This window comes from Achromobacter spanius, assembly GCF_029637605.1.
In the GTDB taxonomy this organism is placed as follows: domain Bacteria; phylum Pseudomonadota; class Gammaproteobacteria; order Burkholderiales; family Burkholderiaceae_B; genus Achromobacter; species Achromobacter spanius_E.
On record NZ_CP121261.1, the window covers coordinates 4,866,069 to 4,892,413 of the forward strand.

The following is a 26,345-nucleotide window of genomic DNA, read 5'->3' on the forward strand; positions in this document are numbered from 1 at the left end:
ATGGAAACGCTTAGCCAATTCTTCGGCGCAAGCCAGCAATGGCTCTTCGAAACCCTGATCCAGCCCGCGCTGTTTCACCTGGGCATGAGCAACCTCATCGAAGACGGCTACGACGCCACCATGTGGCTGCTGGTTGGCCTGGTGCAGGTGGCCGTGCTGGTGCTGGTGCTCGGCCCGCTGCAACGCCTGCGGCCGGTCGAACCCGTTACCGACCGCCGCCAGATCGGCATCGACGTGCTCTACACCTTGATCCACCGGCTGGGCGTTTTCCGGCTGGCGCTGTTCTTCACCATCGACCCGTTCTGGGACAGCGTGTTCGGGCAGTTGCACGTGTGGGGCTTCGCGCCGTTCCAGCTTGACCAGTACTGGCCCGGCGTCACCGACAAAGCCTGGGTCAGCCTGATCATCTATCTGCTGCTGTTCGACGCGGTCGACTACTTCTACCACCGCGCGCAGCATCGCTTTGGCTGGCTATGGGCGCTGCATGCCGTGCATCACAGTCAACGCCAGATGACCGTCTGGAGCGATGACCGCAACCACCTGCTGGACGACATGCTGCGCGACGTGCTGGTCGTGTTCGTGTCGCAACTGGTGGGCGTGCCGCCCGCGCAGTTCGTAGTGGTGGTGGCCATTACGCAATTGGCGCAGAGCCTGTCGCACGCGAACCTGCGCATGCACTTTGGCGCGTTGGGTGAACGCTTGCTGGTCAGCCCGCGTTTTCATCGGCACCACCATTCCATCGCCTATGACGCCTCCACCCCCGGCCCCGTCGGCGGCTATAACTTCGCCGCGCTGTTCCCCATCTGGGACGTGCTGTTTCGTACCGCCCGCTTCGGCGTGGGCTACGGCCCCACGGGCATCCATGACCAGCAGGCCGAATTGGGCGGACGCGACTACGGCCGCGGATTCTGGTCCCAGCAATGGCTGGGATTGAAGCGCATGGTGGGGCGTGACCGCGAGCCGGCGTCCGCACCGCCCGCGCCGCCGGGAGCGGCTGAGCGGGCTTGATGTCGGTCTGAAGCCGCGCGAAGAATGAACCCGCGCGACGAACCAGGCCTACGCCGCGTCGTGCGTGGTTTCGCGCTTGATCTCGTCGTGGCGGCGTTCCATTTCCTGGCGCAGTTCGCGGCGCAGGCGCGCGGCTTCGAAGCGCTGCCGCTCTTCCAGGTTGCGCGGGGCCAGCGGGGGCACGGCCGTGGGCGCGCCCTTGTCGTCCACCGCCACCATTGTGAAATAACAGCTGTTGGTGTGGCGCACGAGCTTCTGGCGGATGTCTTCGGTGACGACCTTGATGCCGATCTCCATCGACGTGCGCCCGGTGAAGTTCACGGCCGCCAGGAAAGTCACCAATTCGCCCACGTGGATGGGTTCGCGAAACACCACCTGATCCACGGACAGCGTCACCACGTATTGGCCGGCGTAGCGGCTGGCACAGGCGTAGGCCACCTGGTCCAGGTACTTCAGAATGGTTCCGCCGTGGACGTTTCCTGAAAAATTCGCCATGTCCGGCGTCATCAGGATGGTCATCGACAATTGGTGGCTAAAGGCGTCGTCCATGGCGGGCGCTCATCACTCAAAAATAAAACGCCTATGGTAGCGGCAGTGGCTGTCATGGTGCCGACTACTGGGCACGTCCTAGGGTTTATTCGCGGATGTCCGGGCTGACGCTGGCGCCAATGGTTGTGCAGGCCCTTGCGTCGGCGGTTCCGGCATCGCCTGCGCGACTGGCGACGCGGCGTCGGGCAGCGCCTCGGGCCCGTTGCGTACCAGCGCCGGTGGGATCCACAAGCCATCCAGCAACGCGGGCTGCGGCTCGTACACGCGCAGCAACAGAGTCGCCGGCCCCGCCGACGGCAGCGGTAGCCAGTTGGCCTGCTGTTCTGGCGGGGGCGGCGTGTGGCTGATGGGCAGCTCCAGCGAACCGTCGGCGTTGTAAAGCAAGGGCGAGCGGTCGCCCAGGGCATAACGGTTCAGGATATTTGCCACCGGCATGCCCTGGCTGTCGTAGGCCGCCAGCGACCACGACGCGCCGGCGGGCGGCAACTGCCCGGCTTCAAAGCGCATGACGTAGTGGTGCGCGCCATCGATAGGCGCGCCCTGGCTGTCGGCCGCCAGCAGCAGCACGGACAAGTCTTCGGGCAGGCCGGCGCCGGGTTGTGCCTGGGCGGCCAGCGCGCGGCGCAGATAGGCGTTGCCGTACACGCCCACGCTGGCCGTCTCCTGCTGCCACCCGTTCAGGCTGCGCAAGCTGGCGCCCGCGGCGGCGGCCATGCGCTCACGCGCGGCGCGCAGGCCGCGTCGCATGCCTTGTTTGGCGGGGTGGTCCAGCTTGTCGAAGTCAAAGGGCCTGCCGGGTATCAATCCCACCCGGCGCAGCATGGCCAGCACCGGCTGGTCGGTGGCGTGCGGCGGATTTTGGCGCAGCAGCGCGGCGGCGTAGGTGAAGTAGGCATCGGTCGGCATGGATTCCACCTGTTCGCGCACCGGAATCTTCAGGTCCAGGTTCGGGTCGGACTTCACGCGCTGCGATTGCGCGGGCAGGTTCCATTGCGACAGCGGCGTCAGCGTGTAGCCATCCTGCAAGGCGTGCACGGCCGCATAGTCGGCGGGTCCGTTGGTTTGGATGAGGATCTTGCTCCAGACGTGGGCAGTCGGCGCGTCGATGCGCGCCATGCCCGAAGGCAGCGTGCCCGTCCAGCCGGGCGGCACGATGACGGTGTTGGACTTGGCGGTGCCCGTGGTGCGCTGGCCCAGCGTGGCGAAGACGTCCGTCCACATATCCAGCAGGGTCAGCGTGGACAGCCGGCCCTGGGTGTCGGGCACCGACAGCACCACGGGGCCGGCCGTCAGGTCCACCCAGCCCGTGCTGCGCAGCATGTCGGGGTTGGCCCAGGGCGAGGCCGCGACGGCGCCGGCCTGGGGCAGCGTGCGGCCATGCAGGAAGGTGTTGGCGGCCGCGCCTTTGTCGCCTTGCGACGGGTGCGTGAACTGGCGCCGGGTCAGGTCCATCGTGACCAGCGGATAAAAGTACAGATAGCCCTGCATGGCCGCTTGATGCGCGGCTTCGGTGGCGGCGGCGGCGGGCGTGGGGCGGCCGGACGCGGGGGCGGCATGCACGGTGTGGGCGGGCGTTCCAGCCAGACAGGCAAGCAAGAGGGCCGAGAGGGCAAAGCGGTCCAGACGGTCCAAGCGGGCAAAGCGGCGCATCGGCATTCCAATTGTCAGGCAGTCAACGCGAAATGTAGCAGCCGGCAGACAATCCAAAATCTGCGAACAACTTCCATTTCGCTTTCATTTCCGCAGTGCAGCGTGCGTTTTACATGGCGTGGGCGTCCGCCTTGGGCATATACTTTTCCAATGTCCTTCGATGCCGTAGGGCTTTTTCCGCGTTGGGCGAGCCATCGGCTTTGTTCATTCACCAGGAGAGGAGTGCTTCATGGTCAACATGAATCGCCGCCAGTTCTTCAAGGTGACGGGTGCAACCCTGGCAGGCTCCAGCCTGGCATTGCTGGGGGTAGCCCCCGGCACGGCCATGGCTGAGGTCCGTCAGTACAAACTTGCGCGCATGACTGAAACGCGCAACACCTGTCCCTACTGTTCGGTCGCCTGTGGCTTGCTGATGTACGGTCTGGGCGATGGGTCCAAGAACGCGCGTGCCAGCATCATGCACATTGAGGGCGACCCTGATCACCCCGTCAACCGCGGCACGCTCTGTCCGAAGGGTGCGGCGCTGATTGACTTCATCCACAGCCCCAACCGCCTGAAGTACCCGGAATATCGGGCGCCCGGTTCGGACAAGTGGCAGCGGATGTCCTGGGACGAAGCACTCACCCGCATCACCAAACTCATGAAAGCCGACCGCGATGCGAACTTCGTCGAGAAGACCGCGGACGGCAAAACGGTTAACCGGTGGCTGACCACCGGCATGCTGGCCGCCTCGGCAAGCAGCAACGAGGTGGGCTACGTCACGCACAAGACCGTGCGCAGCATGGGGATGTTGGCATTCGATAATCAAGCACGTGTCTGACACGGCCCGACGGTGGCAGGTCTTGCCCCGACGTTTGGCCGTGGAGCGATGACGAACCATTGGGTCGACATCAAGAACGCGGACGTAGTGTTGATCATGGGCGGCAATGCCGCCGAGGCCCACCCCTGCGGGTTCAAGTGGGTAACCGAAGCCAAGGCCCATAACAAGGCCAAGCTGATCGTCGTGGATCCGCGCTTTACGCGCTCGGCGTCCGTGGCGGACTTCTACGCGCCCATACGCACCGGCACCGACATCATCTTCCTGGGTGGCGTCATCAAGTACCTGTTGGATAACGACAAGATCCAGCACGAGTACGTGCGCAACTACACCGACTTTTCCTTCATCGTGCGCGAGGATTTTGCGTTCGACGCGGGCCTGTATTCGGGCTACAACGCCGACAAGCGCACCTACGACAAGGCAAGCTGGGACTACGAGCGCGGCGACGACGGCTACGTCAAGACGGACCCCACGCTGGCGCATCCGCGCACCGTCTACCAACTGCTGAAGAAGCACTATTCGCGCTACACCGAAGACATGGTCGAGCGCGTGTGCGGCACGCCGAAGGACAAGTTCCTGAAGGTGTGCGAGATGCTGGCGTCCACCGCCAGCCCCAACCGCGCGGCCACGGTGCTGTACGCGCTGGGTTGGACGCAGCATTCCATTGGTTCGCAGATCATCCGCACCGGCGCCATGGTGCAGTTGCTGCTGGGCAACATCGGCATCGCGGGCGGCGGCATGAATGCGCTGCGCGGGCACTCGAACATCCAGGGCCTGACCGACCTGGGGCTGATGTCCAACCTGCTGCCGGGCTACCTGACGCTGCCCAACGAAGCCGAACAGGAGTACGGCAAGTACATCGAAACCCGCACGCTGAAGCCGCTGCGCCCCAACCAGCTCAGCTACTGGCAGAACTACAACAAGTTCCACGTCAGCCTGATGAAGGCCTGGTGGGGCCAGGCCGCCACGGCGGAAAACAATTGGGCCTTCGACTACCTGCCCAAGCTGGACAAGCTCTACGACATGCTGCAAGTCTACGAGCTCATGGTCCAGGGCAAGATGAACGGCTACATCGCGCAGGGCTTCAACCCGCTGGCGGCCGCGCCCAACAAGTCCAAGATGAACGACGGCTTCGCCAAGCTGAAGTACCTGATCATCATGGATCCGCTCGTCACCGAGACCTCGGAATTCTGGCGTAACGCGGGCGAGCTCAACGATGTGGACCCGTCCCAGATCCAGACCGAAGTCTTCCGCCTGCCCACCACCTGTTTTGCCGAGGAAGACGGCGCGCTGGTGAACTCCGGGCGCTGGTTGCAGTGGCACTGGAAGGGCGCCGAGCCCCCCGGCGAAGCCAAGAGCGACATCGAAATCATGTCGCTCATCTTCACGCGCCTGCGCAAGATGTACCAGGACGAAGGCGGCACGTATCCCGACCCCATCGTCAACCTGTCCTGGCCGTACGCCAACCCGCAGAACCCCACCGCGGAAGAGCTGGCCAAGGAATATTCCGGCCGCGCGCTCGCGGACCTTGTCGACCCCAAGGACCCCACCAAAGTCACTCGCAAGGGCGGTGAGCAATTGGCGGGCTTTGCGGAACTGCGTGATGACGGCTCCACGGCCAGCGGCTGTTGGATCTTCGCCGGCGCCTGGGGCCCCGGTGGCAACCTGATGGCCCGGCGCGACAACAGCGACCCCACCGGCATCGGGCAGACCCTGAACTGGGCCTGGTCATGGCCGGCCAACCGCCGCATCCTGTACAACCGCGCGTCTTGCGATGTAACGGGCAAGCCGTTCGACCCCAGCCGCAGGCTGATCAGCTGGAACGGCAAGGCCTGGACGGGTGTCGACATTCCCGACTTCAAGGGTGACGAAAACCCGGCAGGCGGCATGGGTCCGTTCATCATGAACCCGGAGGGCGTGGCGCGCTTCTTCGCGCGGGCAAGCATGGCCGAAGGGCCGTTCCCCGAACACTACGAACCCTTCGAGACGCCACTGGGCTACAACCCGCTGTACCCGAAGGCCAAGGGCGTGACCAGCAACCCGGCCGCGCGCGTCTTCAAGGACGACCTGGCCGCGATGGGCACGGTGGAAAACTTCCCGTATGTGGCCACCACCTATCGCTTGACCGAGCATTTCCACTACTGGACCAAGAACGTCGAGATCAATGCGATTCTCCAGCCGGAGCAATTCGTGGAGATCGGCGACGCGCTGGCCAAGGAACTGGGCATCGCCAACGGGTCGCGGGTGAAAGTGACGTCCAACCGTGGCTACATCAAGGCGGTGGCGCTGGTCACCAAGCGCTTGCGTGCGTTGACCATCGAGGGCAAGACGGTGCACCACGTGGGCATTCCCATTCACTGGGGCTTTGTGGGCCTGGCCAGACCCGGCTTCCTTGCCAACACCCTGACGCCATTCGTGGGCGACGGCAATTCCCAGACACCGGAATTCAAGTCGTTCCTGGTCAAGGTCGAAAAGGTATAGGAGAACCGACATGTCCATGCAATCCCTAGACATCAAGCGGCGCTCCGCCACCACCACGCCGCCGCCCGGCATCCGGGAACCTGTCACGGGTTCGGTGGCCAAGCTGATCGACGTGTCCAAGTGCATCGGCTGCAAGGCCTGCCAAAGCGCCTGTATGGAATGGAACGATCTGCGCGACGAGATCGGCACCAACGTCGGCGTCTACGACAACCCGGCTGACCTGACCGAGCATTCCTGGACCGTCATGCGCTTCTCGGAATACGAGAACCCCGCGGGCGACCTGGAATGGCTGATCCGCAAGGACGGCTGCATGCACTGCGAGGACCCGGGCTGCCTGAAGGCCTGTCCATCGCCGGGGGCCATCATCCAGTACACCAACGGCATCGTGGATTTCCACGAGGAAAACTGCATTGGTTGCGGCTACTGCATCACCGGCTGTCCGTTCGACGTGCCGCGCATCGCCAAGAAAGACAACAAGGCCTACAAGTGCACCTTGTGCTCCGACCGCGTGGCGGTCGGCCAGGAGCCGGCCTGCGTCAAGGCCTGTCCCACCGGCGCCATCGTCTTCGGCACCAAGGAAGACATGAAGCAGCATGCCGAAGAGCGCATCGTGGACCTGAAGTCGCGCGGCTTCGACCAGGCCGGGCTGTACGACCCGCAAGGCGTGGGCGGCACCCACGTCATGTATGTGCTGCATCACGCCGACCAGCCCGGGCTGTATCACGGCCTGCCCAAAGACCCGCACATCAGCCCGATGGTGTCGCTGTGGAAGGGCCTGGCCAAACCGGTGGGCCTGGCCATGATGGCCCTGACCGCCCTGGCGGGCTTCTTCCATTACGCCCGCGTGGGCCGCAACGAGGTGTCGGAAGAGGACGAGCGCCGCGCCGAAGAGGAGATGCGTCATGACTGAAGACCACCATCACCGCCGCATCAAGCGCTATTCGCCCGGCGAGCGCACCAACCACTGGATCATCGCCTTCACGTTCATCCTTTTGGCGCTGTCCGGCCTGGCCTTGTTTCACCCGTCCATGTACTGGCTTAGCAACCTGTTCGGCGGCGGCCCCTGGACGCGCATTCTCCACCCCATCATCGGGGTGGTGATGTTCGTTTGCTTCGTTGTGTTCGCCGGCCACATGTGGCGGCAGAACATGATGACCAAGGCTGACCGCCAATGGCTTCGGCAACTGAACGACGTGGTTGAAAACCGCGAAGAGAAACTGCCCGAAGTCGGCAAGTACAACGCCGGCCAGAAGCTGTTGTTCTATGTACTGGTGCTGTGCATGCTGGGCTTGTTCATCAGCGGCATCGTGATCTGGCGCGAGTATTTCGCGTTCTATTTCCCGATCTGGGTGGTTCGGATCGCATCGGTGGTGCACGCGGTAAGCGCGTTGGTGATGATCTGCGCGATCATCGTGCACATCTATGCGGGTATCTGGGTCAAGGGCTCGCTGACGGCGATGCTGCGCGGTCACGTGACGGCGGGATGGGCCTGGAAGCACCATCGCGCCTGGTTCCGCGAGCAAGTCAAGAAATAGGCCGCGCCCACCTCGCCAGAGGGCTTCCCCCTCTGGTCGCAAACGGCTGCTATCCTTCTTTTCACGAAGGCTGGCAGCCGTGTTTGTTTTCTTGGAGACGCAATTGCAGCGAATTCTTCCGCGCGGTGAAATCGAAGCGCTAGACCACAATGTCATCCCCCGTGTCAGCCTGCCTGATCGCGGGTCAGTCTTTTCGACGCGCGCGGCGCGCCTGCGGCAACTGGCCTCAGACAGCCCGGTGGCGGATTACCTGCTCTTGATGGCGCAACTGGTCGACGCCCAACACCGTGCCTTGCAGGACTGCACCGCGCCTGGCGCATCCGAAGACCGGCTGGCGCTGGCGCAGGCGCATGGCATGCCGCCGTTGCAGGCGGTGGGCTGGCCGCGTGATCCGATGTGGCGCGGCATCCTGGCGCGGCTGGTTGACGACGTGGCGCGCGGCCAGGGCGTACCGGCCGAAGCCATTGAAGTCTGTACGGCGCTGCGCCGGGCGGTGGATGAAGACCCCGAATCCTTGGAAGACCTGGCCGAAGCCGTGTTGTCCGAGCAGGACCAGGGTGTGGACGGCGCCGCCGCGCCCTTCGTGATGGCGGCCCTGCAGGTCTACTGGACGGATCTGGCCAGCCGCTTCGACGCCAGACAATTGCCGGTGGTCAGCCCCTTTGGCGTGTGCCCCGTCTGCGCCAGCCTGCCGGTGGCCAGCGTGGTGCGCGTGGGCGGCCAATTCGAAGGCTACCGCTATCTGTGTTGCAGCCTGTGCGCCACGCAGTGGCACATGGTGCGCGTCAAGTGCACGCACTGCGAAGACGTGGAATCCGTCGCCTACCAGGCCATCGACGGCCGCGCGCCGGCCATCAAGGCCGAAACCTGCGACCACTGCCACACCTACCGCAAGATCTTCTATCAAGACAAAGACCTGTACGTCGAGCCGGTGGCCGATGATCTGGCCAGCTTGATGCTGGACGTGCTGGTGGGCGAGGCCGGCTATTCGCGTGCCAGCGGCAACCCCCTGTTGTGGCATGGCAACGAGGAATAGCATGGCCCAGCAACCGTCTGGCGGTGATGTGGCCGCCGCCTCGGACATCCCTCCGCTGGATCGTCTGCTGAACGCCGATGCCCTGCGCGCCGCCCTGGATACGCACGGCCGCACGCAAGTGGTGGCGGCGTTGCGGCGCGACCTGGACGCCTTGCGCCAACGCGTGCTGGCGGGCGATCTGATGCGCACGGAACTGGAAGCTGCCGCCGTGGCGTCCCGCGTGACGGCGGCGTTAAACAAGGCTACCCAGCCGCGCCTGCGCGCCGTCTACAACCTGACCGGCACGGTGCTGCACACCAACCTGGGCCGAGCCCTGCTGCCCGACGAGGCGGTGGCCTCGGTGATGCGCGCGCTGACCACGCCGGCCAATCTTGAATTCGACCTGGACAGCGGTGGGCGCGGTGACCGCGACGATCTCATCGACGAGCTGCTGTGCGAATTGACCGGTGCCGAGGCCGCCACCGTCGTCAACAACAACGCCGCCGCCGTGCTGCTGATGCTGAACGCGCTGGCCGACCGGCGCGAGGTCGTGGTGTCGCGCGGTGAACTCGTCGAGATTGGCGGGGCGTTCCGCATTCCCGACATCATGAAGCGCGCGGGCGCCAAGCTGGTTGAAGTGGGCACCACCAATCGCACCCATGCCGCCGACTACGACGGCGCCATCGGCCCGCGCACCGCGATGCTGATGAAAGTGCATTGCAGCAACTATGCCGTTACCGGCTTCACCAAAAGCGTGGGCCTGGCCGAGGTGGCGGCGTTGGCGCATGCCAAGGGCCTGCCCGCCACTGTGGACCTGGGCAGCGGCACGCTGGTGGACTTGACGCAGTTTGGCCTGCCGCGCGAAGACACGGTGCGCGACACCATTGCCGCGGGCGCGGACCTGGTCACCTTCAGCGGCGACAAGCTGCTGGGCGGGCCGCAAGCGGGCCTGCTGGTGGGCCGCGCCGACCTGATCCGCAAGATCAAGAAGAATCCGCTCAAGCGCGCATTGCGTGTCGGCAAGCTGACGCTGGCGGCGCTGGAACCCGTGCTGAACCTGTACCGCGCGCCGGAATTCCTGGCGCAGCGCCTGACCACCTTGCGCTTGCTGACCCGGCCGCAGCGCGACATCCAGCCGCAGGCCGAACGCTTGCGCGCCGTGCTGGCGCATGCGGTGGGCGCGAACTACGCGGTTGAAGCGGTGCCCATGTTCAGCCAGATCGGCAGCGGCGCCTTGCCCGTGGATCAATTACCCAGCTTCGGCCTGACCGCGCGTTATACCGGCAGTGGCCGGCCGGGCCGACATCTGGACAAGCTGGAAGCGCAGTTGCGCGGCTTGCCCACGCCCGTCATCGGCCGCATCGCCGACGACGCCTTGTGGCTGGACCTGCGCTGCCTGGAGGCGCGTGACGAAGCCGCGTTTGTCGAGCAACTGGCGGAGCCGCTGGCATGATCATCGGCACCGCGGGCCATATCGACCACGGCAAGACCACGCTGGTGCGCGCGCTGACCGGGGTCGACACCGACCGGCTCAAGGAAGAGAAGGCGCGCGGCATCTCCATTGAACTCGGCTACGCCTACACGCCGCTGGCCAACGGCGACGTGCTGGGCTTCATCGACGTGCCCGGCCACGAAAAGCTGGTGCACACGATGGCGGCCGGCGCCAGCGGTATCGACTTCGGCCTGCTGGTGGTGGCGGCGGATGACGGGGTCATGCCGCAAACGCGCGAGCACCTTGCCATTCTGACGCTGCTGGGCGTGGCCCGGGGCGCGGTGGCGCTCACGAAAGCTGACCGCGCCGACGCCGCGCGGCTAGCCGCCGTGCGTGCCGAGATCGCCGAACTGACCACCGGCACGTTCCTGGATGGCGCAGCGGTATACGCCGTCTGCGCGGCGCAGGCCGATGACACCGGTACGGCGCAACTGAAGCACTACCTGCACGCGCAGGCCGAACTCCTGCAACGGCGCGACGCCGGCGGCCTGTTCCGGCTGGCGGTGGATCGCGTCTTTACGCTGGCGGGCCACGGCACGGTGGTAACGGGTACGGCGCATTCGGGTCAAGCGCGCGCGGGCGACGACGGCGCCGATCTGCGCGTGATGCCGGCCGGCACGCGCGTGCGGGTGCGCAGCATCCATGCCCAGAACCAGCCCAGCTACACCGGCGCGGCCGGCCAGCGCTGCGCCTTGAACCTGGCGGGCATCGACAAGCAGGCTATCTCGCGCGGCGATTGGATCGCGGATGCGCGTTGCTTTCAGCCGTCGCGCCATATCGACGTTGCGCTGACCCTGCTGCCATCGGCCGATGCGCCCTTGCGGGCCTGGGCGCCCTTGCACGTCCACATCGGCGCCGCGCGCCAGGTGGCGCACGTGGTGCCGCTAAGCGCGGAGACATTGGCGCCGGGGCAATCGGGCTGGGTGCAACTGGTGTTCGACGAGCCGGTGTGCGCCATGCCCGGCGACCGCTACATCGTGCGCAACGCGCAGGCGACCCGCACGGTGGGCGGCGGCCGCGTGCTGGACCCCAATGCGCCGGACCGCAAACGCCGAGCGGCGACGCGCATGCAGGGCTTGCAGGCGCTGTGCGACATGCTGGACGGCGGCGGGCTGCCCCCGGTATTGGCGCATGCGCCATTGGGCCTGGACGAAGGAGCCTTGCAACGCCTGACCGGCAAGCCCGTGCAAGACATCGACGCTCCGCACGGCGCCTTGTGGATTGAGTCGCGCCACGCGCAAGGCTCGCGCACGCTGATCGGGTCAGCCCACTGGGATGCGCTGCTTGGCCGCGTGGAACAGGCGCTGGCGACCTTCCATCAGAGCGCGCCGGACGAGCCCGGCCCGGACAGCGCGCGTCTGCGCCGCATGGCCATGCCGGTTGGGTCGGATGCCTTGTGGACGGCGGTGCTGGATCATCTGCAACGCGATGGGCGGGTCGCGCGCAACGGTCCCTGGCTGCATCTGCCTTCGCACACCGCTACGTTGGCCGACGAGGAAAGCGCGCTGGCGCAGCGTTTGCTGCCGCTGCTGGATGCGGGCGCATTCGATCCGCCCTGGGTGCGGGACCTGGCGCGCATGCAAGGCGAACCGGAAGAGCGCGTGCGGCAACTGATGCGCAAGCTGCTGCGGCGGGGAGAGGTCGCGCAGGTGGTGAAGGACTTGTTCTATCACCGCGATCAGGTGCGGGCGCTGGCGCGCCTAGCGGCCGAGCTGGCCGCCCAGCCCCCGGGGCTGAACGCGGCGGTGTTCCGCGACCGCACGGGGCTGGGGCGCAAGCGCGCCATCCAGATCCTGGAATTCTTCGACCGCGTGGGCTATACCCGGCGTGTGCGGGACACGCACCTCCTGCGCGGTGAAAGCGCGTATGCAGCGCTGCAAGAGGCGACGTAAAACCCGCCGCAGCCGGTATCATAGGCAGTCCGCCACGGAAGGCATCCGTGCCCGGCGGCACGGCTGGGCTTCAAACCCAGTTGGGGGCGTCAGACGTTCCCAGGTAGGTTCGACTCCTGCTGCCTTCCGCCACCTCCTTCCTTTCTGGCCCAGGCGGCGTGTCTTGTCCGCTCAGACGGACACGGGTTTCGCGCTGATTTTGTACCGGAATCCATCGGCGTCCAGGCTGTCCAGGCGGCCCGCGCTGGTTTCTCCGTTGGGGTACATCAGAAACGGCACGGGCTCATGGGCCGAACCCGGCAGCACGACATCGTGGCCGTGGTTGTACGCCACCCAGTTCATTTCCCAGGCGCCAAACAGCATGACGCGCGCCGCGCGCACCTTGGCATTGGTCAAGGGCAATTCCCCGGGCGGTTCTTCCAGCATCACCTTGCGCACATCGGCCGGATCGACCGGTACCCAGCCATAGCCCGCGGCATAGAACTCGGCACGGCAGTGCTGCGCTTTCGTGACGTCGCCCGCCTTGCCCAGGCTTTTGTAGCCCAATTCGGAATTGGCTACGCGCACGCCGTAGGCGTCGCGCGCGGGGATGCCAGAGGCGCGCGCCAACGCCACGAACAGCGCGTTGATGTCGGCACACTTGCCGTTCAGGTCGTTGGCGCTAAGCATGTAGTGCACGTCGCCCACCCCGCAGCCGGGCGTTGACGCGGTGCGGCAAGTGTTTTCAACCACCCATTCGTAGATGGCGCGGGCACGCGCCACGTCGCCCTGGTGGCCGCGTGTGATCTGGTCGGCGGTGGCCTTGACGATGCCGTCGGTGGGCAGCAGCGCCGTGGGTTTCACGAATTCGCGCAGCACGGCCGGGTCTTCAAGCACGGCGTTGGCGGGAGGCGGCTGCGTCAGGTCGACGCGGCGGTTGCGGGTCTGGAAGCGGCTGGTCACCGTTACGCCGCGCGGCGCCTGGGCGTCGGGCCATTGCACGGCCAGCATCTGCACGTCGTAGCCGGGTGCCTGCGTCAACTGCGCGGTGCCGCCGCCGCTGACGTTCCAGGTGGTCGTCACCCCGCGCTGGTAGTCCGTGTCGGCGGCATAGGGCACCGGAATCCAGATGCGCGTGTGTGCGCCGGGCTTGGTCACGCTGATGTCGGTGCTAAGTTCAAAGCCACGCCAGCCCGCGGTGACGGGCGCCTGCTGCGCGCGCAGTACCTGGGGCAATGCGGTGGTGGTGGCGGCGCACAATGCGCCGGATAAACGGAGAAAGTGTCGGCGATCCATAGAGCCCTCACGCACGGTGAAGATTGGCTGTCGGTGCGCCCGGGGCCGGGCGGCCGTCCGTTGCTGCTGAAGTCGAGCATACTGCGGCAATGCCTGCCGCCAAAACATCATAGGGCCATCGGCGGGCGCGATGCTATCCTTTTTTTGTTGATCCCCGGAGACTGAAATGACCCAGGAAGTCGAGTCCGCGGCAGTGCCGCGTTTGACATCGCTATCGCACGGCGGCGGCTGTGGCTGCAAGATCGCGCCGGGCGTGCTGTCCGAACTGCTCAAGCGTTTCGGCCCCGCCGCAAGCTATCCCAACCTGATGGTCGGCACCGAGACCGCCGACGACGCGGCGGTCTACCGGCTGAACGACGAGCAGGCGCTTATCGCCACCACCGACTTCTTCATGCCCATCGTGGATGACCCGCATGACTTCGGCCGCATCGCGGCCACCAATGCGCTGTCGGACGTGTATGCCATGGGCGGCACGCCCATCATGGCGCTGGCCATCGTGGGTATGCCGATCAACGTGCTGCCGCACAGTGTCATTGCCGAGATCCTGCGCGGCGGTGAATCGGTTTGCGCGGAGGCGGGCATTCCGGTGGCGGGCGGGCACAGCATTGATTCCGTCGAGCCCATCTACGGCCTGGCGGTGATGGGGCTGGTGCACCCCAGCCGCGTCAAGCGCAATGCCGATGCGCGCGCGGGCGACGTGCTGATCCTGGGCAAGGCGCTGGGCGTGGGCATCTTGTCGGCCGCGCTGAAAAAGAATCGACTGGACGACGCCGGCTACCGCGTGATGATCGACACGACCACCCGGCTGAACCGGCCCGGCGCCGCCCTGGCGACGCTGGACGGCGTGCATGCGGTCACGGACGTCACCGGCTTTGGCCTGGCGGGCCATGCGCTGGAAATGGCGCGCGGCGCGAACCTGACGGCGCGGCTGCGGCTGGACGCGCTGCCGTGGCTGCCGGGGGTGGAAGCCTTTGCGGCGGATGGCGTGATTACGGGCGCATCCGGCCGCAACTGGGCGTCTTATGGTGAATCCGTGCACTTGGGCGCCAACGTGAGCGACACGCACCGCGCCTTGCTGACCGACCCACAAACCTCGGGCGGGCTGCTGGTGTCGTGTTCGCCGGAAGCGGCCGACGCGGTGCTGGCGCTGTTTCACAGCCAGGGGTTCGGCGACGCCACAGTGATCGGCGAGATGGTCGAAGGCGACGCGCGGGTGTTGGTGGAATAGGCAGGTTGGCCGAGCAGGTAGGCCGAGTAGGTACGCTGATCGAACCCGGGCCGCTTCGCGCAGGCCCGCGTTGCCCTGCGTTACCTCACGCCCGCAGATCTTGCGCGGTGGACGAGGCCTGCTCGATCAGCCATTGGGCCACCACATCGGCGTCTGGCGTGCCGCGGCGCGTATTGCGCACCAGCCAATAGGCAAGTTCGGTGGCACGGGCGGGCTGGCCGCCCACCGCCTGCAGCCGCCCATCGGCCAGCATGGGTGCAATCAATGCCAGCCTGCCCAGCGCAATGCCGTGGCCTGCCAGCGCCGCCAACACAATCTGGTCGTACTGGTTAAAGCGCAGCATGCCTCGGGCGCGCGTGCGCCCCAGGCCGCGCGCGCTCAGCCATTCCGACCATTGCAGCCACGGCCGGGTCGGGTCGTCGAATTCCAGCAAGACATGGCGTTGCAGCACCTGCGCATCCAGTTCGCGCACCTTGAGCGAAGGGTGGGCCACCGGCACCACCGCTTCTCCGAACAGCCACGCGGCGGCGTCCGGCACCTTGTCGCGCTCGCTGTAGCGAATGGCGATGTCCACGCTTTCACGGTCGATGTCGATCAAGCGGTTGTCGGCCGCCACGCGCACGTCGATGTGGGGATGCGCCGCCTGAAATGCCCCCAGGCGCGGCAGCAGCCACAACGAGGCCACGCCGATGGTGGTGGTGACGGTGACCGGCGTGCGCCGCTCGGGCGCGCGCAATTGTTCGGTCAGGTCACCCAATTGGCTGAGCCATACATCGGCCATGCGAAACAGTTGCGCGCCTTCGGACGTGAACGACACGCTGCGGAACCCGCGCACCAGCAGGGGCACGCCCAGATGTTCTTCCAGCGCGCGAATCTGGCGGCTGACGGCGGATTGCGTCACGTGCAGATCCTGCGCGGCCAGGGTGATGCTCATGCGGCGGCCCACGGCGACAAAGCCTCGGACCAGATCCAGCGGGGGAAGCTTGGCTAGCGGATATGGCATTCGTGAAACTCATGCGTGTTGGACGGAAAAGTCGCTTGAGCAATAGTACGCCGAGCGCGTTCAATGGGAACCATGCGACAGGCGGAGGGGAGTATCCCTGACGCCTGACGTGATCGCCGCCGACGCGGCCAGGGGGTTGCCATGATCCAGTTACGCTGCACCACGGGAATGTCATTCCGTTTGGATGGCGGCTCGACTATGCTGCTCAAGCGCGCTTCGGGCGTCCGCATCGTGTGCCGTGCCGGCGCCGTGTGGATTTCCGAATACCGCCGCTTCGATGACAGCGTGCTGCAAGCGGGCGATTCGCTCACCGTCGCCAGCGATCGCGATGTCGTGCTCAGCGGCCTGCGGGATGCGCAGGTCGCGCTACTTTCCCAGCCGGAGTCTCCCGAATGACCGCGTCTTTGTCCGATGGCCCCCGCATGCAGATGTGGTTCGATTTCGCCAGCCCCTACAGCTATCTGGCGATCGAACGCATAGAAGCCCTGGCGCGCGACGCCGGCGTAAACGTCGACCTGCGCCCCTTCCTGCTGGGGCCGATTTTTCAGGCGCAGGGCTGGAACGATTCGCCATTCCGGCTGTTTCCGGGCAAGGGCGCGTACATGATGCGCGACATCGCGCGCCTGGCCGACAAGTACGGCGTGGTCTACAAGCGCCCGCGCCTGTTTCCCCGCATGAGCGTGCTGCCGGCCCGTATCGCGCTGTTGGGCCAGGACGAGCCCTGGTGCCGAGATTTCTGCGTGGCGGTGTTTCGCGCCAACTTCCAGCATGACGAGGACATCCAGTCCGAAGACGTGGTGCACGCTTTGCTGAAGGGCCTGTCGCTGGACGCCGATGCGCTGATCGCGCGCGCCAAGTCCGAAGCCGCCAAGGAAGCGCTGCGCCGCCAGGTGGACCGGGCGCGCGACCTGGGCCTGTTCGGCGCGCCCACGTTTTTTGTGGGCGATGAAATGTTCTGGGGCAATGATCGGCTGGAAGACGCGCTGGACTGGGCGCGTCGCGGGCAGGGCTGATTCGCCAGCCCGGGTTTACAGCCCTGGTTTAGAGGCCGGGTCTACAGGCCGGGTCTACAGGCCGGGTCTACAGCCGTATAGCCAGCCCGTATCGCGCCGGTCTTTCCCCGCACGCTATCCCTTCGTCACGGGCGCCACGCGCGCCCATTCGTCGTCCGAATACAGTCGCGAGCGCAGCAGAAAGCGCTTGCCTTCCGCGCTGTCCAGCGAAAACGCGCCGCCGCGTCCCGGTACAGCGTCGATGATGAGCTGGGTGTGTTCCCAGTACGCGAACTGGTCCTCGCCCATGTAGAACGGGCAGCCCTCAAGCTGGCCCAGCAACACGTCCGACCCACCCACCATGAATTCGCCTTGCGCATAGCACATGGGGGAACTGCCATCGCAGCATCCGCCCGATTGGTGGAACATCAGCGGGCCGTGCTTGGCGCGCAGCGTGTCGATCAACTCGCGTGCCGCGTCGGTGGCAACCACGCGCGGGGTCGGTTCATCCATGGTGTTTTCCTTGTCGCCTGCGTTGTGGCTTTCCTGGTGGCATCAAATACGGCAAATACGCGCACCGGACCCGATGGCCCGGTGCGCGTGTCGCGGTGTGAAGCTCAGAAGAAACCCAGCTTCTTCGGCGAATAGCTCACCAGCAGGTTCTTCGTCTGCTGGTAGTGGTTGAGCATCATCTTGTGATTCTCACGCCCGATGCCCGACTGCTTGTATCCGCCAAACGCCGCATGCGCGGGGTAGGCGTGGTAGCAGTTGGTCCACACGCGGCCGGCCTTGATGGCGCGCCCCATCCGGTAGCAGGTGTTGGCGTCGCGCGACCACACGCCCGCGCCCAGCCCATACAGCGTGTCGTTGGCCAGCGCCAGCGCGTCGTCGGCATCCTTGAACGTCGTCACCGCAACGACCGGGCCGAAAATTTCTTCCTGGAAAACGCGCATCTTGTTGTGGCCCTTGAACACGGTGGGCTGCACGTAGTAACCGCCTTCCAGCGCGCCCTGCATCTGCGCCCGGGATCCGCCCGCCAGCACGTCGGCGCCTTCCTGCTTGCCGATGTCCAGGTACGACAAAATCTTCTCCAACTGTTCGGTGGAGGCCTGCGCGCCCAGCATGGTGTCGCCGTCCAGGGGGTTGCCCTGCTTGATCTCGGCCACGCGCTTCAAGGCGCGTTCCATGAACTTGTCGTAGAGGGACTCCTGGATCAGCGCGCGGCTGGGGCAGGTGCACACTTCGCCCTGGTTCAGCGCAAACATCACGAAACCTTCCACGGCCTTGTCCAGGAAGTCGTCGTCTTGCGCGGCCACGTCGGCAAAGAAGATATTGGGCGACTTGCCACCCAGCTCCAGCGTGACGGGAATGATGTTCTGCGAGGCGTACTGCATGATCAGCCGGCCGGTGGTGGTTTCCCCGGTGAAGGCGATCTTGGCGATGCGCTTGCTGGAGGCCAGCGGCTTGCCGGCTTCAAGGCCAAAACCCGTCACCACGTTCAGCACGCCCGGGGGCAGGATGTCGCCTATCAGTTCCATCAGCAGCAGGATGCCCAGCGGCGTTTGTTCGGCGGGTTTGAGCACCACGCAGTTGCCGGCGGCCAGCGCGGGGGCCAGCTTCCACGCGGCCATCAGGATGGGGAAGTTCCAGGGAATGATCTGTCCCACCACGCCCAGCGGTTCGTTGAAGTGGTAGGCGACCGTGTCGCTATCGATTTCCGACAGCCCGCCTTCCTGGCTGCGGATGCACGAGGCGAAGTAGCGGAAGTGGTCGATGGCCAGCGGGATGTCGGCGGCGCGGGCTTCGCGGATCGGCTTGCCGTTGTCCCAGGTTTCGGCGGTGGCCAGGCGTTCCAGGTTGGCTTCCATGACGTCGGCAATCTGCATCAGCATGCGCGCGCGTTCGGCCGCCGGGGTCGCACCCCATTTCGGCGCGGCGCGGTGCGCGGCGTCCAGCGCCAGCTCGATGTCGCGGTCCTTGGAGCGCGCGTTGCGCGTCAACACCTGGCCGGTCACCGGCGTCACGTTGTCAAAGTATTCGCCGTCGGCGGGCTTTTGCCATTTGCCGTCGATGAAGTTGTCGTACTGCGTCTTCAGGTCCAGGCGCGTGCCGTACGTGTCCGGGGTGATGCGGGTCGCGATGTCCATGCTTGTCTCCGATATTGTTGGGATAGCGGCAGTGGGCTGCCTACTTCCTATCAAGCAAGGAGCATGCCAAGCTTGGGGCTTCCCCGCTGGACAGTGCGGCCTCCAGCGTGCGAAAGTTGATTGCGACGCGCCCCGACGGGCGTGCACGATTTTTTGTCCTTTCGAGATGACGTTTTTTGCGACGGTGTCGCAGAACAGGTGTCGCAGAACACCCGTCCAAGGAGACATGCATGGCCAGTCAATCCCGTCAGCACGCGCTGACGCAAGCGCGCCTGCTGTTCAACCAGCAGGGGGCGGTGCCCGGCGGCATCGTCGCTGAACCCATCCTGCGATCCTGGCGGCGCTGCGCCGACCTGGGCTTTGACATGCGTGGCGTGCGCCGCGCTGAACTCATGACCCAAGGCGAACTGCGCGAAGCCCAGCAGCGCAATGAAGCCCTGCGACGCCTGTCCGAACCCGCCATGTCCTACCTGCGCCGCCAGGCCGGCGGCAATGGCAACCTGGTGATCTTGTCCGACGCGCAAGGGCTGGTGCTGGACAGCGATGGCGACACCGGATTCGCCAGCCGCGCGTCCCGCGTGGCGCTGATGCCCGGCGCGCCCTGGGATGAGGCCGCCGCCGGTACCAACGCCATCGGCACCGCGCTGGTTGAAGGCCGGCCCATCGCCGTGCATGGCGCGGAACACTACTTTGAACCCAATCGCATCCTGACCTGCGCGGCCGTGCCCATCACCGACAGCGAAGGGCGCATGCTGGGAGTGCTGGACCTGTCCAGCCAGGCGCGCGACGTTCGCCCGGATGTGCTGGCCCTGGTGCGCGCGGCCGTGGACGTGATCGAGCACCGCTTGTTCGAACAAGCCTACGAGCACTACGCCGTGCTGCGCCTGCATGCCGACGCATCCGGCCTGGGCGCGCCGGGTGAAGGCTTGCTGGCGTTTCAGGGGGATGTGCTGATTGGCGCGAACCGCCGCGCCTTGCAGGCCTTGGGTCTGGCCGCGACCGCCTTGGGCGTGTACCGCTACGCTGATGTCTTCGACGGCGAGCTGGAACGCTGCCCCGACGCGGCGGGCCGAGTGCATGCACGCGCGGGCACGAGCTACCACGCGCGCCTGCGGCTGCCGCGTTCGCGCCCGCCGCGACCGGTGGCGCCCGCCTTACCGCTCAGCGAGCCGCCCACCGAGGCCAATCGCCCCGTGGCGCCCAGCTTCGACGCCGCCACACTGGGCGCGTTGGCGCGTGCCGTGCATCTGTCGGATGCGGGCGTGTCGATTTTGCTGCAAGGCGAAACCGGGGTGGGCAAGGAAGTGTTTGCCCGCGAATTGCATGCGCGCGGCAAGCGCGCGGCGGGGCCGTTCGTGGCGGTCAATTGCGCGGCGCTGCCCGAAAGCCTGATCGAATCCGAACTGTTTGGCTACGAGGACGGCGCCTTTACCGGCGCGCGCCGCCAGGGCAGCAAGGGCTTGCTGCGCCAGGCGCACGGCGGGGTGCTGTTCCTGGATGAAATCGGCGATATGCCGCTGCTGCTGCAATCGCGTTTACTGCGCGTGCTGCAAACGCGCGAAGTGTCGCCGCTGGGCGCGGCGCGGCCGGTGCCGGTGGACTTTGCGCTGGTGTGCGCCACCCACCGCCCGCTGGCGCATGACGGCGCGGATGCGCCGGTGCGCCCTGACCTGTACTTCCGCATCGCCGAATACACGGTCACGCTGGAACCGCTGCGCGCCCGCGCCGACCGCCTGGAATTGCTGCGCGGGCTATGGGCGGCACAAGGCCCGGGCCCAATGCTGCCGCCGCACATCGAAGCGCTGTTGGCGGCGTATCCCTGGCCGGGCAACTACCGCCAATTGGCGGCGGTGCTGCGCAACATGCATGTGTTGGCGGGGCCATCGGGCGTGGTGGATGCCGACATGTTGCCGGCCGAGTTGTTGCAGGCCAAGGTATTGCCGTCCGATCCGCTGCCCACGGGTCTGTTGGCAACCGATGTGAGGCCAACCATGGACGCGCGTCACGCCACCGACGTGGCGGCGGCTGCCGGCAGCAGCATGGAAGATCTGCAATCGATTACGGACACGGCGATCCGCGACGCGCTGGCCGCGCACGGCGGCAATGTCAGCCGCGCGGCGCGGGCCCTGGGTGTGCACCGCAGCACCGTGTACCGGCGCGCGGGCGGGCTGGGTTTGCCGCGCTCGCGCTAAGCCCTTGATCTCTCGGCCCAGGACTCCTCAGCCCATGACTTCTTGGCCCATGACTTGTCGACCCATGACCTCTGTGCCCCTGGCCCGGAGCCCGTGGCGCCTTAGTGCATCAGGCGGGCAAGTTCGCTGCCCGGATCCTTGGCGCGCATGAAGGCTTCGCCCACCAGGAAGGCGTTGACCTGGTTATCGCGCATGAGCTTGACGTCTTCGGGCTTGAGAATGCCGCTTTCCGTGACGACGCGCTTGCCTGCCGGAATGCTGGGCAGCAGGTCCAGCGTGTTCTTCAGGCTGGTTTCGAAGGTGCGCAGGTTGCGGTTGTTGATGCCCAGGAGCGGCGTCTTCATCGTCAGCGCCACGTCCAGTTCGCGGGCGTCGTGCACTTCCACCAGCACGTCCATGCCCAGTTCCATCGCCAGCGTTTCGTAGTCGCGCAGTTGCGACGGCGTCAGCGCGGCCACGATCAGCAGCACGCAGTCGGCGCCCATCGCGCGCGCCGCGATGATCTGGTAGGAATCGATCACGAAGTCCTTGCGCAGCACGGGTAGCGAGCAGGCCGCGCGCGCTTGGCGCAGGTGGTCGTGCGAACCCTGGAAGAACTGCACGTCGGTCAGCACCGACAGGCAGGCCGCGCCATGCACGGCATAGGACGACGCAATGTCCGCGGGGGCAAAGGTGTCGCGCAGCACGCCCTTGGAGGGCGATGCTTTCTTGATTTCAGCGATGACGCCGGCCTTGCCCTGCGAGATCTTGTCTTCGATGGCTTGCGCGAAGCCGCGCACGTCCTGGCGAGCCTGCGCTTCGCGCAGGACTTCGGCTTCGCTGCGCATCTGGCGAGCGGCGGCGACTTCCTCAACCTTGACGGCGAGGATCTTCGCGAGAATATCGTTCATTTCTGGAATTTCCGGGTATATGCGCAGAATTCTTCCAGCTTGGCTCGCGCCGCGCCGGTGGCGATCAGTTCAAATGCTAGCGCTAAGGCTTCGGGAATGGAATCGGCTTTATTGCCGGCGTAGATGGCAAGTCCTGCATTCAGGGCGACGATGTCGCGGGCCGTGCCCTCGACATTTTCCAGCGCCTCGATGACAAGTTCGCGCGACTGCTCGCGATTGGACACCTTGATGGACCGGTTGGACATCATGGATAGCCCGTAGTCTTCGGGGTGGATTTCATATTCCCGTATTTGACCATCTTTCAGCTCGCCGACCAGCGTGGCCCCGCCCAACGACGCTTCGTCCATGCCGTCCTTGCCGTGCACCACCAGCACATGGCGCGAGCCCAGGCGTTCCAGCACGCGCACCTGAATGCCGACCAGGTCAGGGTGGAACACGCCCATCAACTGGTTGGCGGCGCCGGCAGGGTTGGTCAGGGGGCCAAGAATATTGAAGATGGTGCGCACGGCCAATTCCTTGCGCACGGCGGCCACGTTCTTCATGGCGCCGTGATGCGCGGGCGCGAACATGAAGCCGATGCCGGTGGCCTGGATGCACTCGGCCACTTCATCGGGCGTCAGCACCAGGTTGGCGCCCAGCGCTTCCAGCACGTCGGCGCTGCCGCTGGACGACGAGGCGCTGCGGTTGCCATGCTTGGCGATCGGCACGCCGGCCGCCGCCGCCACGAACATGGCCGTGGTCGAGATGTTGAAGGTGTGGCTGCCGTCGCCGCCCGTGCCGCACATGTCCAGCAGGTCTTGCGGGTTGGGCGTGACGACCGGCGTGGCGAATTCGCGCATGACCTGGGCGGCGGCGGTGATTTCGCCGATGGTCTCCTTCTTGACGCGCAGGCCCATCAAGAGCGCGCTGGCGATTTGCGGCGACATCTCGCCGCGCATCAGCATGCGCATCAGATGCAGCATTTCGTCGTGGAAAATTTCGCGATGTTCAATGCAGCGCGTCAGGGCTTCGGTGGGGGAAATGGTCACGGTGCGTCCTTCTTGTCTTAGGCGAGGTTCAGGAAATTGCGCAGCAGGGCATGGCCGTGTTCGCTGAGCACGGACTCGGGGTGAAACTGTACTCCGTACAGCGGCAGGGTCTTGTGGCGCACGCCCATGATGTCGCCGTCCGGCGCTGTTGCCGTCACCGCCAGGCAGTCGGGCAGGGTGGCGGGGTCTATCGTCAGCGAGTTGTAACGGATCACGGTGTACGGCGTGGGCAGGTCGGTGAAGATGTCTGTGCCGGTATGGGAAATTTGTACCGTCTTGCCATGCATGATCTGCTGGGCGCGCACGATGTCGCCGCCGTAGGCCGCGCCGATCGCCTGATGGCCCAGGCACACACCCAGAATCGGTTTCTTGCCGGCGAAGGCCTGGATGGCGGCCACCGAAATGCCGGCTTCAGAAGGCGAGCACGGGCCGGGCGACACGCAGATGCGGTCCGGGTTCAGCGCGCTGATTTCTTCCAGCGTGATTTGGTCATTGCGCGCCACGCGCACGTCTTCGCCGAGCTCGCCGAAGTACTGGACCAGGTTGTAGGTAAACGAATCGTAGTTATCAATCATCAACAGCATTTTTTTCTCCGTGCGGGCGGGGGGCGTCTGGCCGGGGCCGGAATCAGATGGGTTCGTCCAGGCCGTGCTGGACCTGCTCGGCGGCGCGCAGCACCGCGCGGGCCTTGGCTTCGGTTTCGGCATATTCGGCTTCGGGGTTGGAGTCGGCCACGATGCCGGCTGCGGCTTGCACGTACAGCGTGCCGTCCTTGATGACGCCGGTGCGGATGGCGATGGCCACGTCCATTTCGCCGCCGTAGCTCAGGTAGCCGGCGGCTCCGCCGTAGATGCCACGGCGCACGGGTTCCAGTTCGTCGATGATCTTCATGGCTTCCACTTTGGGTGCGCCCGTCAGGGTGCCGGCGGGGAAGGACGCGCGCAGCACGTCCATGCTGCTCATGCCGGGATTCAGGTTGCCGGTGACGTTGGACACCAGGTGCATCACGTGCGAATAGCGTTCGATGACCATGGTGTCGCTGACCTTGACCGAGCCCACTTCAGCCACGCGACCCACGTCGTTGCGCGCCAGGTCGATCAGCATCACGTGTTCGGCCACTTCCTTGGGGTCGGCCTTCAGTTCGGCGGCCAGCGCCGCGTCTTCCTGGGGCGTGGCGCCGCGCTTGCGGGTGCCGGCCAGCGGGCGGATGGTGATCTGCGACTTGGGCACGCCGTTGTCCACCACGCTTTCCTGGCGCACCAGGATCTCGGGCGACGCGCCCACCACCTGGAAGTCGCCAAAGTTCCAGAAGTACATGTAGGGCGAGGGGTTCAGCGAACGCAGGGCGCGGTAGAGGGACAACGGGGAATCACGGAAGGGCTTGGCGATGACTTGGCCGATCTGCACCTGCATCAGGTCGCCGGCGGCAATGTGTTCCTTGGCGCGGTGCACGGCGGCCAGATAGTCTTCTTTCTTGAAGTCGCGCCGCTCTTCGGTCTGCATGCTGGCGTGGCTGTACGGAATTTCAACCGGGCGTCGCAGGCGGGCGCGCAGGTCGTGCAGGCGCTGCTGGGCGCGGCTGTAGGATTCGGGCTGGCTGGGGTCGGCGTAGACCATCAGGTAGATGCGGCCGGCCAGGTTGTCGACGATGACCAGTTCATCCACATGCATCAGCATCAGGTCGGGCGTACCGCCTTCCATGCCGGCCGGGAACGGTTTGACGGCAGGCCCCAGGCAGGGCTCGATGTGGCGCACGGTGTCATAGCCGAAGTAGCCGGCCAGGCCGCCGCAAAAGCGCGGCATGCCGGGGCGCAGCGCCACCTTGAAACGGCTTTGGTATTGCTCGATGAAGGCCAGCGGGTCGCCTTCGTGCGTTTCCACGACCTTGCCGTCGTGCAGCACTTCCGTCAGCGTGCCGCTGGCCCGGATCACGGTGCGGGCGGGCAGGCCGATGAAGGAATAGCGACCGAAGCGCTCGCCGCCCACCACGGATTCCATCAGGCAGGTCATGCGGCCGGCCAAGGGGCCCGCGTGCGCCAGCTTCAGGTAGATGCCCAGCGGGGTATCCAGGTCGGCGTAGGTTTCGGCCACCAGCGGGATGCGGTTGTAGCCTTGGGCGGCGAGGGCCTTGAATTCGATTTCGGTCATGTCGGGTCTCGTGAGCGATTCTTGATTTGCTTTCAGACCGGGCGCACAACAAAAAAGCCCGGTCCAGGTATCTGGTTCCGGGCTTGGCTCTGTGTTTACACAGCTACGGCACTAGGCGGCATACGCGTCCAGGGCCGGGAGGGATCATCGCCACCCGGAAGACAAACGCCACCAGCGCCACGAGGCGCCGAGCATTTGGTTCTGGGGGTAAGCGTTCATTGATCTGGCTGTGTCTTTACGTGTTGGGGGTATTGCTGGTGTTCACGCTGGTATTCAGTTTGCTGGCACCGATCAGGAGGCGATTTTCGCGGCGTTCTGGTTTTGATTCCAGAGCGCCACCCACTGGGCGGCGTCAACAAGCGTGTCAACTATACCATCGACATCCAGCTCCCGCACGTCACGGCCTTCGTTGTAGCCATAAGGCACCACCAGCACCTGCGTGCCGGCCGTGCGGCCCGCCTGGGCGTCGTTGATCGAGTCGCCGATGGTGACGGCTTCACCCACCGCCACGCCCAGCAGTTCGCAGGCGTGCACGACCTGGTCCGGGTCGGGTTTGCGGCGCGCGCAGGTGTCGCCGCAGACGACCGCGTCGAAAAAGCCCGCCAAGCCGGTGCGCTGCAACAGCGGCAGCGTGAATTCGGTGGGCTTGTTGGTGACGACGGCCAGCTTCAGGCCCTGGTCGCGCATGTGCTTCAGGCCGTCGATGACGCCGGGGTAGACCTGGGCGCGTTCGCCGTTGACCAGGTGATAGTGGCGATAGAAAGATTCCCGGGCGCGTTCGAATTCGGCGGGCGAGGGGTCGGCGGCGTGCAGGCTGCCGGCCAGGCTGCGGCGGACCAGGTTGTCGACGCCCTTGCCCACGAAGGTGGCCACTACGTCTACACGCAGCGCGGTCATGCCGAGCTCAACGCGCATGGCGTTGGCGGCGAAGGCCAGGTCGGGGATGGAGTCCAGCAGGGTGCCGTCCAGGTCCAGCAGCGCGGCGCGAAAAGCGGTCATGGCG

22 protein-coding genes and 1 tRNA gene are annotated in these 26,345 nt (G+C 65.8%); 12 read left to right on the forward strand and 11 right to left on the reverse strand.

Annotation, left to right across the window (positions count from 1 at the left end; translation table 11 throughout):
- Window positions 1-1,008: a sterol desaturase family protein gene (locus tag P8T11_RS21675; RefSeq protein ID WP_268080082.1), complete on the forward strand. Its 1,008-nt coding sequence runs from the start codon at window positions 1-3 to the stop codon at window positions 1,006-1,008.
- 48 nt (window positions 1,009-1,056) lie between these two features.
- On the opposite strand, the gene P8T11_RS21680 is transcribed toward P8T11_RS21675, so the two are convergent.
- Window positions 1,057-1,557 (reverse strand): acyl-CoA thioesterase, encoded by a 501-nt coding sequence (locus tag P8T11_RS21680; protein WP_259252798.1) that lies wholly within the window; start codon window positions 1,555-1,557, stop codon window positions 1,057-1,059.
- Between the two features lie 78 nt (window positions 1,558-1,635).
- Window positions 1,636-3,207: a DUF1254 domain-containing protein gene (locus tag P8T11_RS21685; protein ID WP_268080081.1), complete on the reverse strand. Its 1,572-nt coding sequence runs from the start codon at window positions 3,205-3,207 to the stop codon at window positions 1,636-1,638.
- A 229-nt stretch (window positions 3,208-3,436) separates the two neighbouring features.
- Here P8T11_RS21685 and fdnG point away from each other — a divergent pair, with 229 nt between their 5' ends.
- From fdnG to P8T11_RS21720, 7 genes are all read left to right on the forward strand, one after another.
- Window positions 3,437-6,505, forward strand: a complete 3,069-nt coding sequence (gene fdnG, locus P8T11_RS21690; RefSeq protein ID WP_268080080.1) for a formate dehydrogenase-N subunit alpha — start codon at window positions 3,437-3,439, stop codon at window positions 6,503-6,505.
- 10 nt (window positions 6,506-6,515) lie between these two features.
- Window positions 6,516-7,415, forward strand: a complete 900-nt coding sequence (fdxH, locus tag P8T11_RS21695) for a formate dehydrogenase subunit beta (RefSeq protein WP_268080079.1) — start codon at window positions 6,516-6,518, stop codon at window positions 7,413-7,415.
- Window positions 7,408-8,040, forward strand: a complete 633-nt coding sequence (locus P8T11_RS21700) for a formate dehydrogenase subunit gamma (protein ID WP_268080078.1) — start codon at window positions 7,408-7,410, stop codon at window positions 8,038-8,040. Before fdxH ends, P8T11_RS21700 begins: the two co-directional genes overlap by 8 nt.
- Before the next feature lie 103 nt (window positions 8,041-8,143).
- Window positions 8,144-9,076, forward strand: a complete 933-nt coding sequence (gene fdhE / locus P8T11_RS21705; RefSeq protein WP_268080077.1) for a formate dehydrogenase accessory protein FdhE — start codon at window positions 8,144-8,146, stop codon at window positions 9,074-9,076.
- A gap of 1 nt (window position 9,077) precedes the next feature.
- Window positions 9,078-10,508 carry an L-seryl-tRNA(Sec) selenium transferase gene (gene selA / locus P8T11_RS21710; RefSeq protein ID WP_268080076.1) on the forward strand — a complete coding sequence of 477 codons (1,431 nt, stop codon included), beginning with the start codon at window positions 9,078-9,080 and terminating at the stop codon, window positions 10,506-10,508.
- Window positions 10,505-12,439 carry a selenocysteine-specific translation elongation factor gene (gene selB, locus P8T11_RS21715; RefSeq protein ID WP_268080075.1) on the forward strand — a complete coding sequence of 645 codons (1,935 nt, stop codon included), beginning with the start codon at window positions 10,505-10,507 and terminating at the stop codon, window positions 12,437-12,439. The genes selA and selB overlap by 4 nt, the downstream gene beginning before the upstream one ends.
- Window positions 12,440-12,475: 36 nt before the next feature.
- Window positions 12,476-12,571: transfer RNA gene (locus P8T11_RS21720), tRNA-Sec, on the forward strand.
- Between the two features lie 39 nt (window positions 12,572-12,610).
- Here the strand turns inward: P8T11_RS21720 and P8T11_RS21725 are convergent.
- Complete coding sequence (locus P8T11_RS21725; protein WP_268080074.1) at window positions 12,611-13,714, reverse strand: transglutaminase-like domain-containing protein; 1,104 nt, start codon at window positions 13,712-13,714, stop codon at window positions 12,611-12,613.
- 166 nt (window positions 13,715-13,880) lie between these two features.
- Between P8T11_RS21725 and selD the strand changes: the two genes are divergently transcribed.
- A complete protein-coding gene (gene selD, locus P8T11_RS21730; RefSeq protein WP_268080073.1) occupies window positions 13,881-14,942 on the forward strand; it encodes a selenide, water dikinase SelD in 1,062 nt (353 codons plus the stop codon).
- Window positions 14,943-15,027: 85 nt separating this feature from the next.
- Here the strand turns inward: selD and P8T11_RS21735 are convergent, their stop codons facing one another.
- Complete coding sequence (locus tag P8T11_RS21735) at window positions 15,028-15,945, reverse strand: LysR substrate-binding domain-containing protein (protein WP_268080072.1); 918 nt, start codon at window positions 15,943-15,945, stop codon at window positions 15,028-15,030.
- Between the two features lie 141 nt (window positions 15,946-16,086).
- On the opposite strand from P8T11_RS21735, the gene P8T11_RS21740 reads away from it, so the two are divergent.
- Both P8T11_RS21740 and P8T11_RS21745 read left to right on the forward strand, forming a co-directional pair.
- Entirely contained in the window at window positions 16,087-16,341 is a 255-nt protein-coding gene (locus P8T11_RS21740) for a DUF2917 domain-containing protein (protein ID WP_268080071.1), read from the forward strand.
- Complete coding sequence (locus tag P8T11_RS21745) at window positions 16,338-16,958, forward strand: 2-hydroxychromene-2-carboxylate isomerase (protein WP_268080070.1); 621 nt, start codon at window positions 16,338-16,340, stop codon at window positions 16,956-16,958. Before P8T11_RS21740 ends, P8T11_RS21745 begins: the two co-directional genes overlap by 4 nt.
- A 114-nt stretch (window positions 16,959-17,072) precedes the next feature.
- Here the strand turns inward: P8T11_RS21745 and P8T11_RS21750 are convergent, their stop codons facing one another.
- Window positions 17,073-17,450, reverse strand: coding sequence for a DUF779 domain-containing protein (locus P8T11_RS21750; protein ID WP_039882642.1), 378 nt, complete (start codon window positions 17,448-17,450; stop codon window positions 17,073-17,075).
- Window positions 17,451-17,554: 104 nt separating this feature from the next.
- Entirely contained in the window at window positions 17,555-19,084 is a 1,530-nt protein-coding gene (gene adh, locus P8T11_RS21755) for an aldehyde dehydrogenase (protein ID WP_268080069.1), read from the reverse strand.
- 230 nt (window positions 19,085-19,314) lie between these two features.
- Between adh and P8T11_RS21760 the strand changes: the two genes are divergently transcribed.
- On the forward strand, window positions 19,315-21,276 hold the full coding sequence (locus P8T11_RS21760; protein ID WP_268080068.1) for a sigma-54-dependent Fis family transcriptional regulator: 1,962 nt from the start codon (window positions 19,315-19,317) through the stop codon (window positions 21,274-21,276).
- Between the two features lie 101 nt (window positions 21,277-21,377).
- Here the strand turns inward: P8T11_RS21760 and trpC are convergent, their stop codons facing one another.
- The 5 genes from trpC to P8T11_RS21785 form a co-directional block, all read right to left on the reverse strand.
- Window positions 21,378-22,166, reverse strand: coding sequence for an indole-3-glycerol phosphate synthase TrpC (gene trpC / locus P8T11_RS21765; protein ID WP_268080067.1), 789 nt, complete (start codon window positions 22,164-22,166; stop codon window positions 21,378-21,380).
- Window positions 22,163-23,194, reverse strand: a complete 1,032-nt coding sequence (gene trpD, locus P8T11_RS21770; RefSeq protein WP_050446795.1) for an anthranilate phosphoribosyltransferase — start codon at window positions 23,192-23,194, stop codon at window positions 22,163-22,165. The genes trpC and trpD overlap by 4 nt, the downstream gene beginning before the upstream one ends.
- Window positions 23,195-23,211: 17 nt before the next feature.
- Window positions 23,212-23,778 (reverse strand): aminodeoxychorismate/anthranilate synthase component II, encoded by a 567-nt coding sequence (locus tag P8T11_RS21775; RefSeq protein ID WP_050446794.1) that lies wholly within the window; start codon window positions 23,776-23,778, stop codon window positions 23,212-23,214.
- A gap of 43 nt (window positions 23,779-23,821) precedes the next feature.
- Window positions 23,822-25,342 (reverse strand): anthranilate synthase component I, encoded by a 1,521-nt coding sequence (gene trpE, locus P8T11_RS21780; RefSeq protein ID WP_050446793.1) that lies wholly within the window; start codon window positions 25,340-25,342, stop codon window positions 23,822-23,824.
- A gap of 291 nt (window positions 25,343-25,633) precedes the next feature.
- Window positions 25,634-26,341 (reverse strand): phosphoglycolate phosphatase, encoded by a 708-nt coding sequence (locus P8T11_RS21785; protein ID WP_259252814.1) that lies wholly within the window; start codon window positions 26,339-26,341, stop codon window positions 25,634-25,636.
- Window positions 26,342-26,345: the final 4 nt, after the last annotated feature.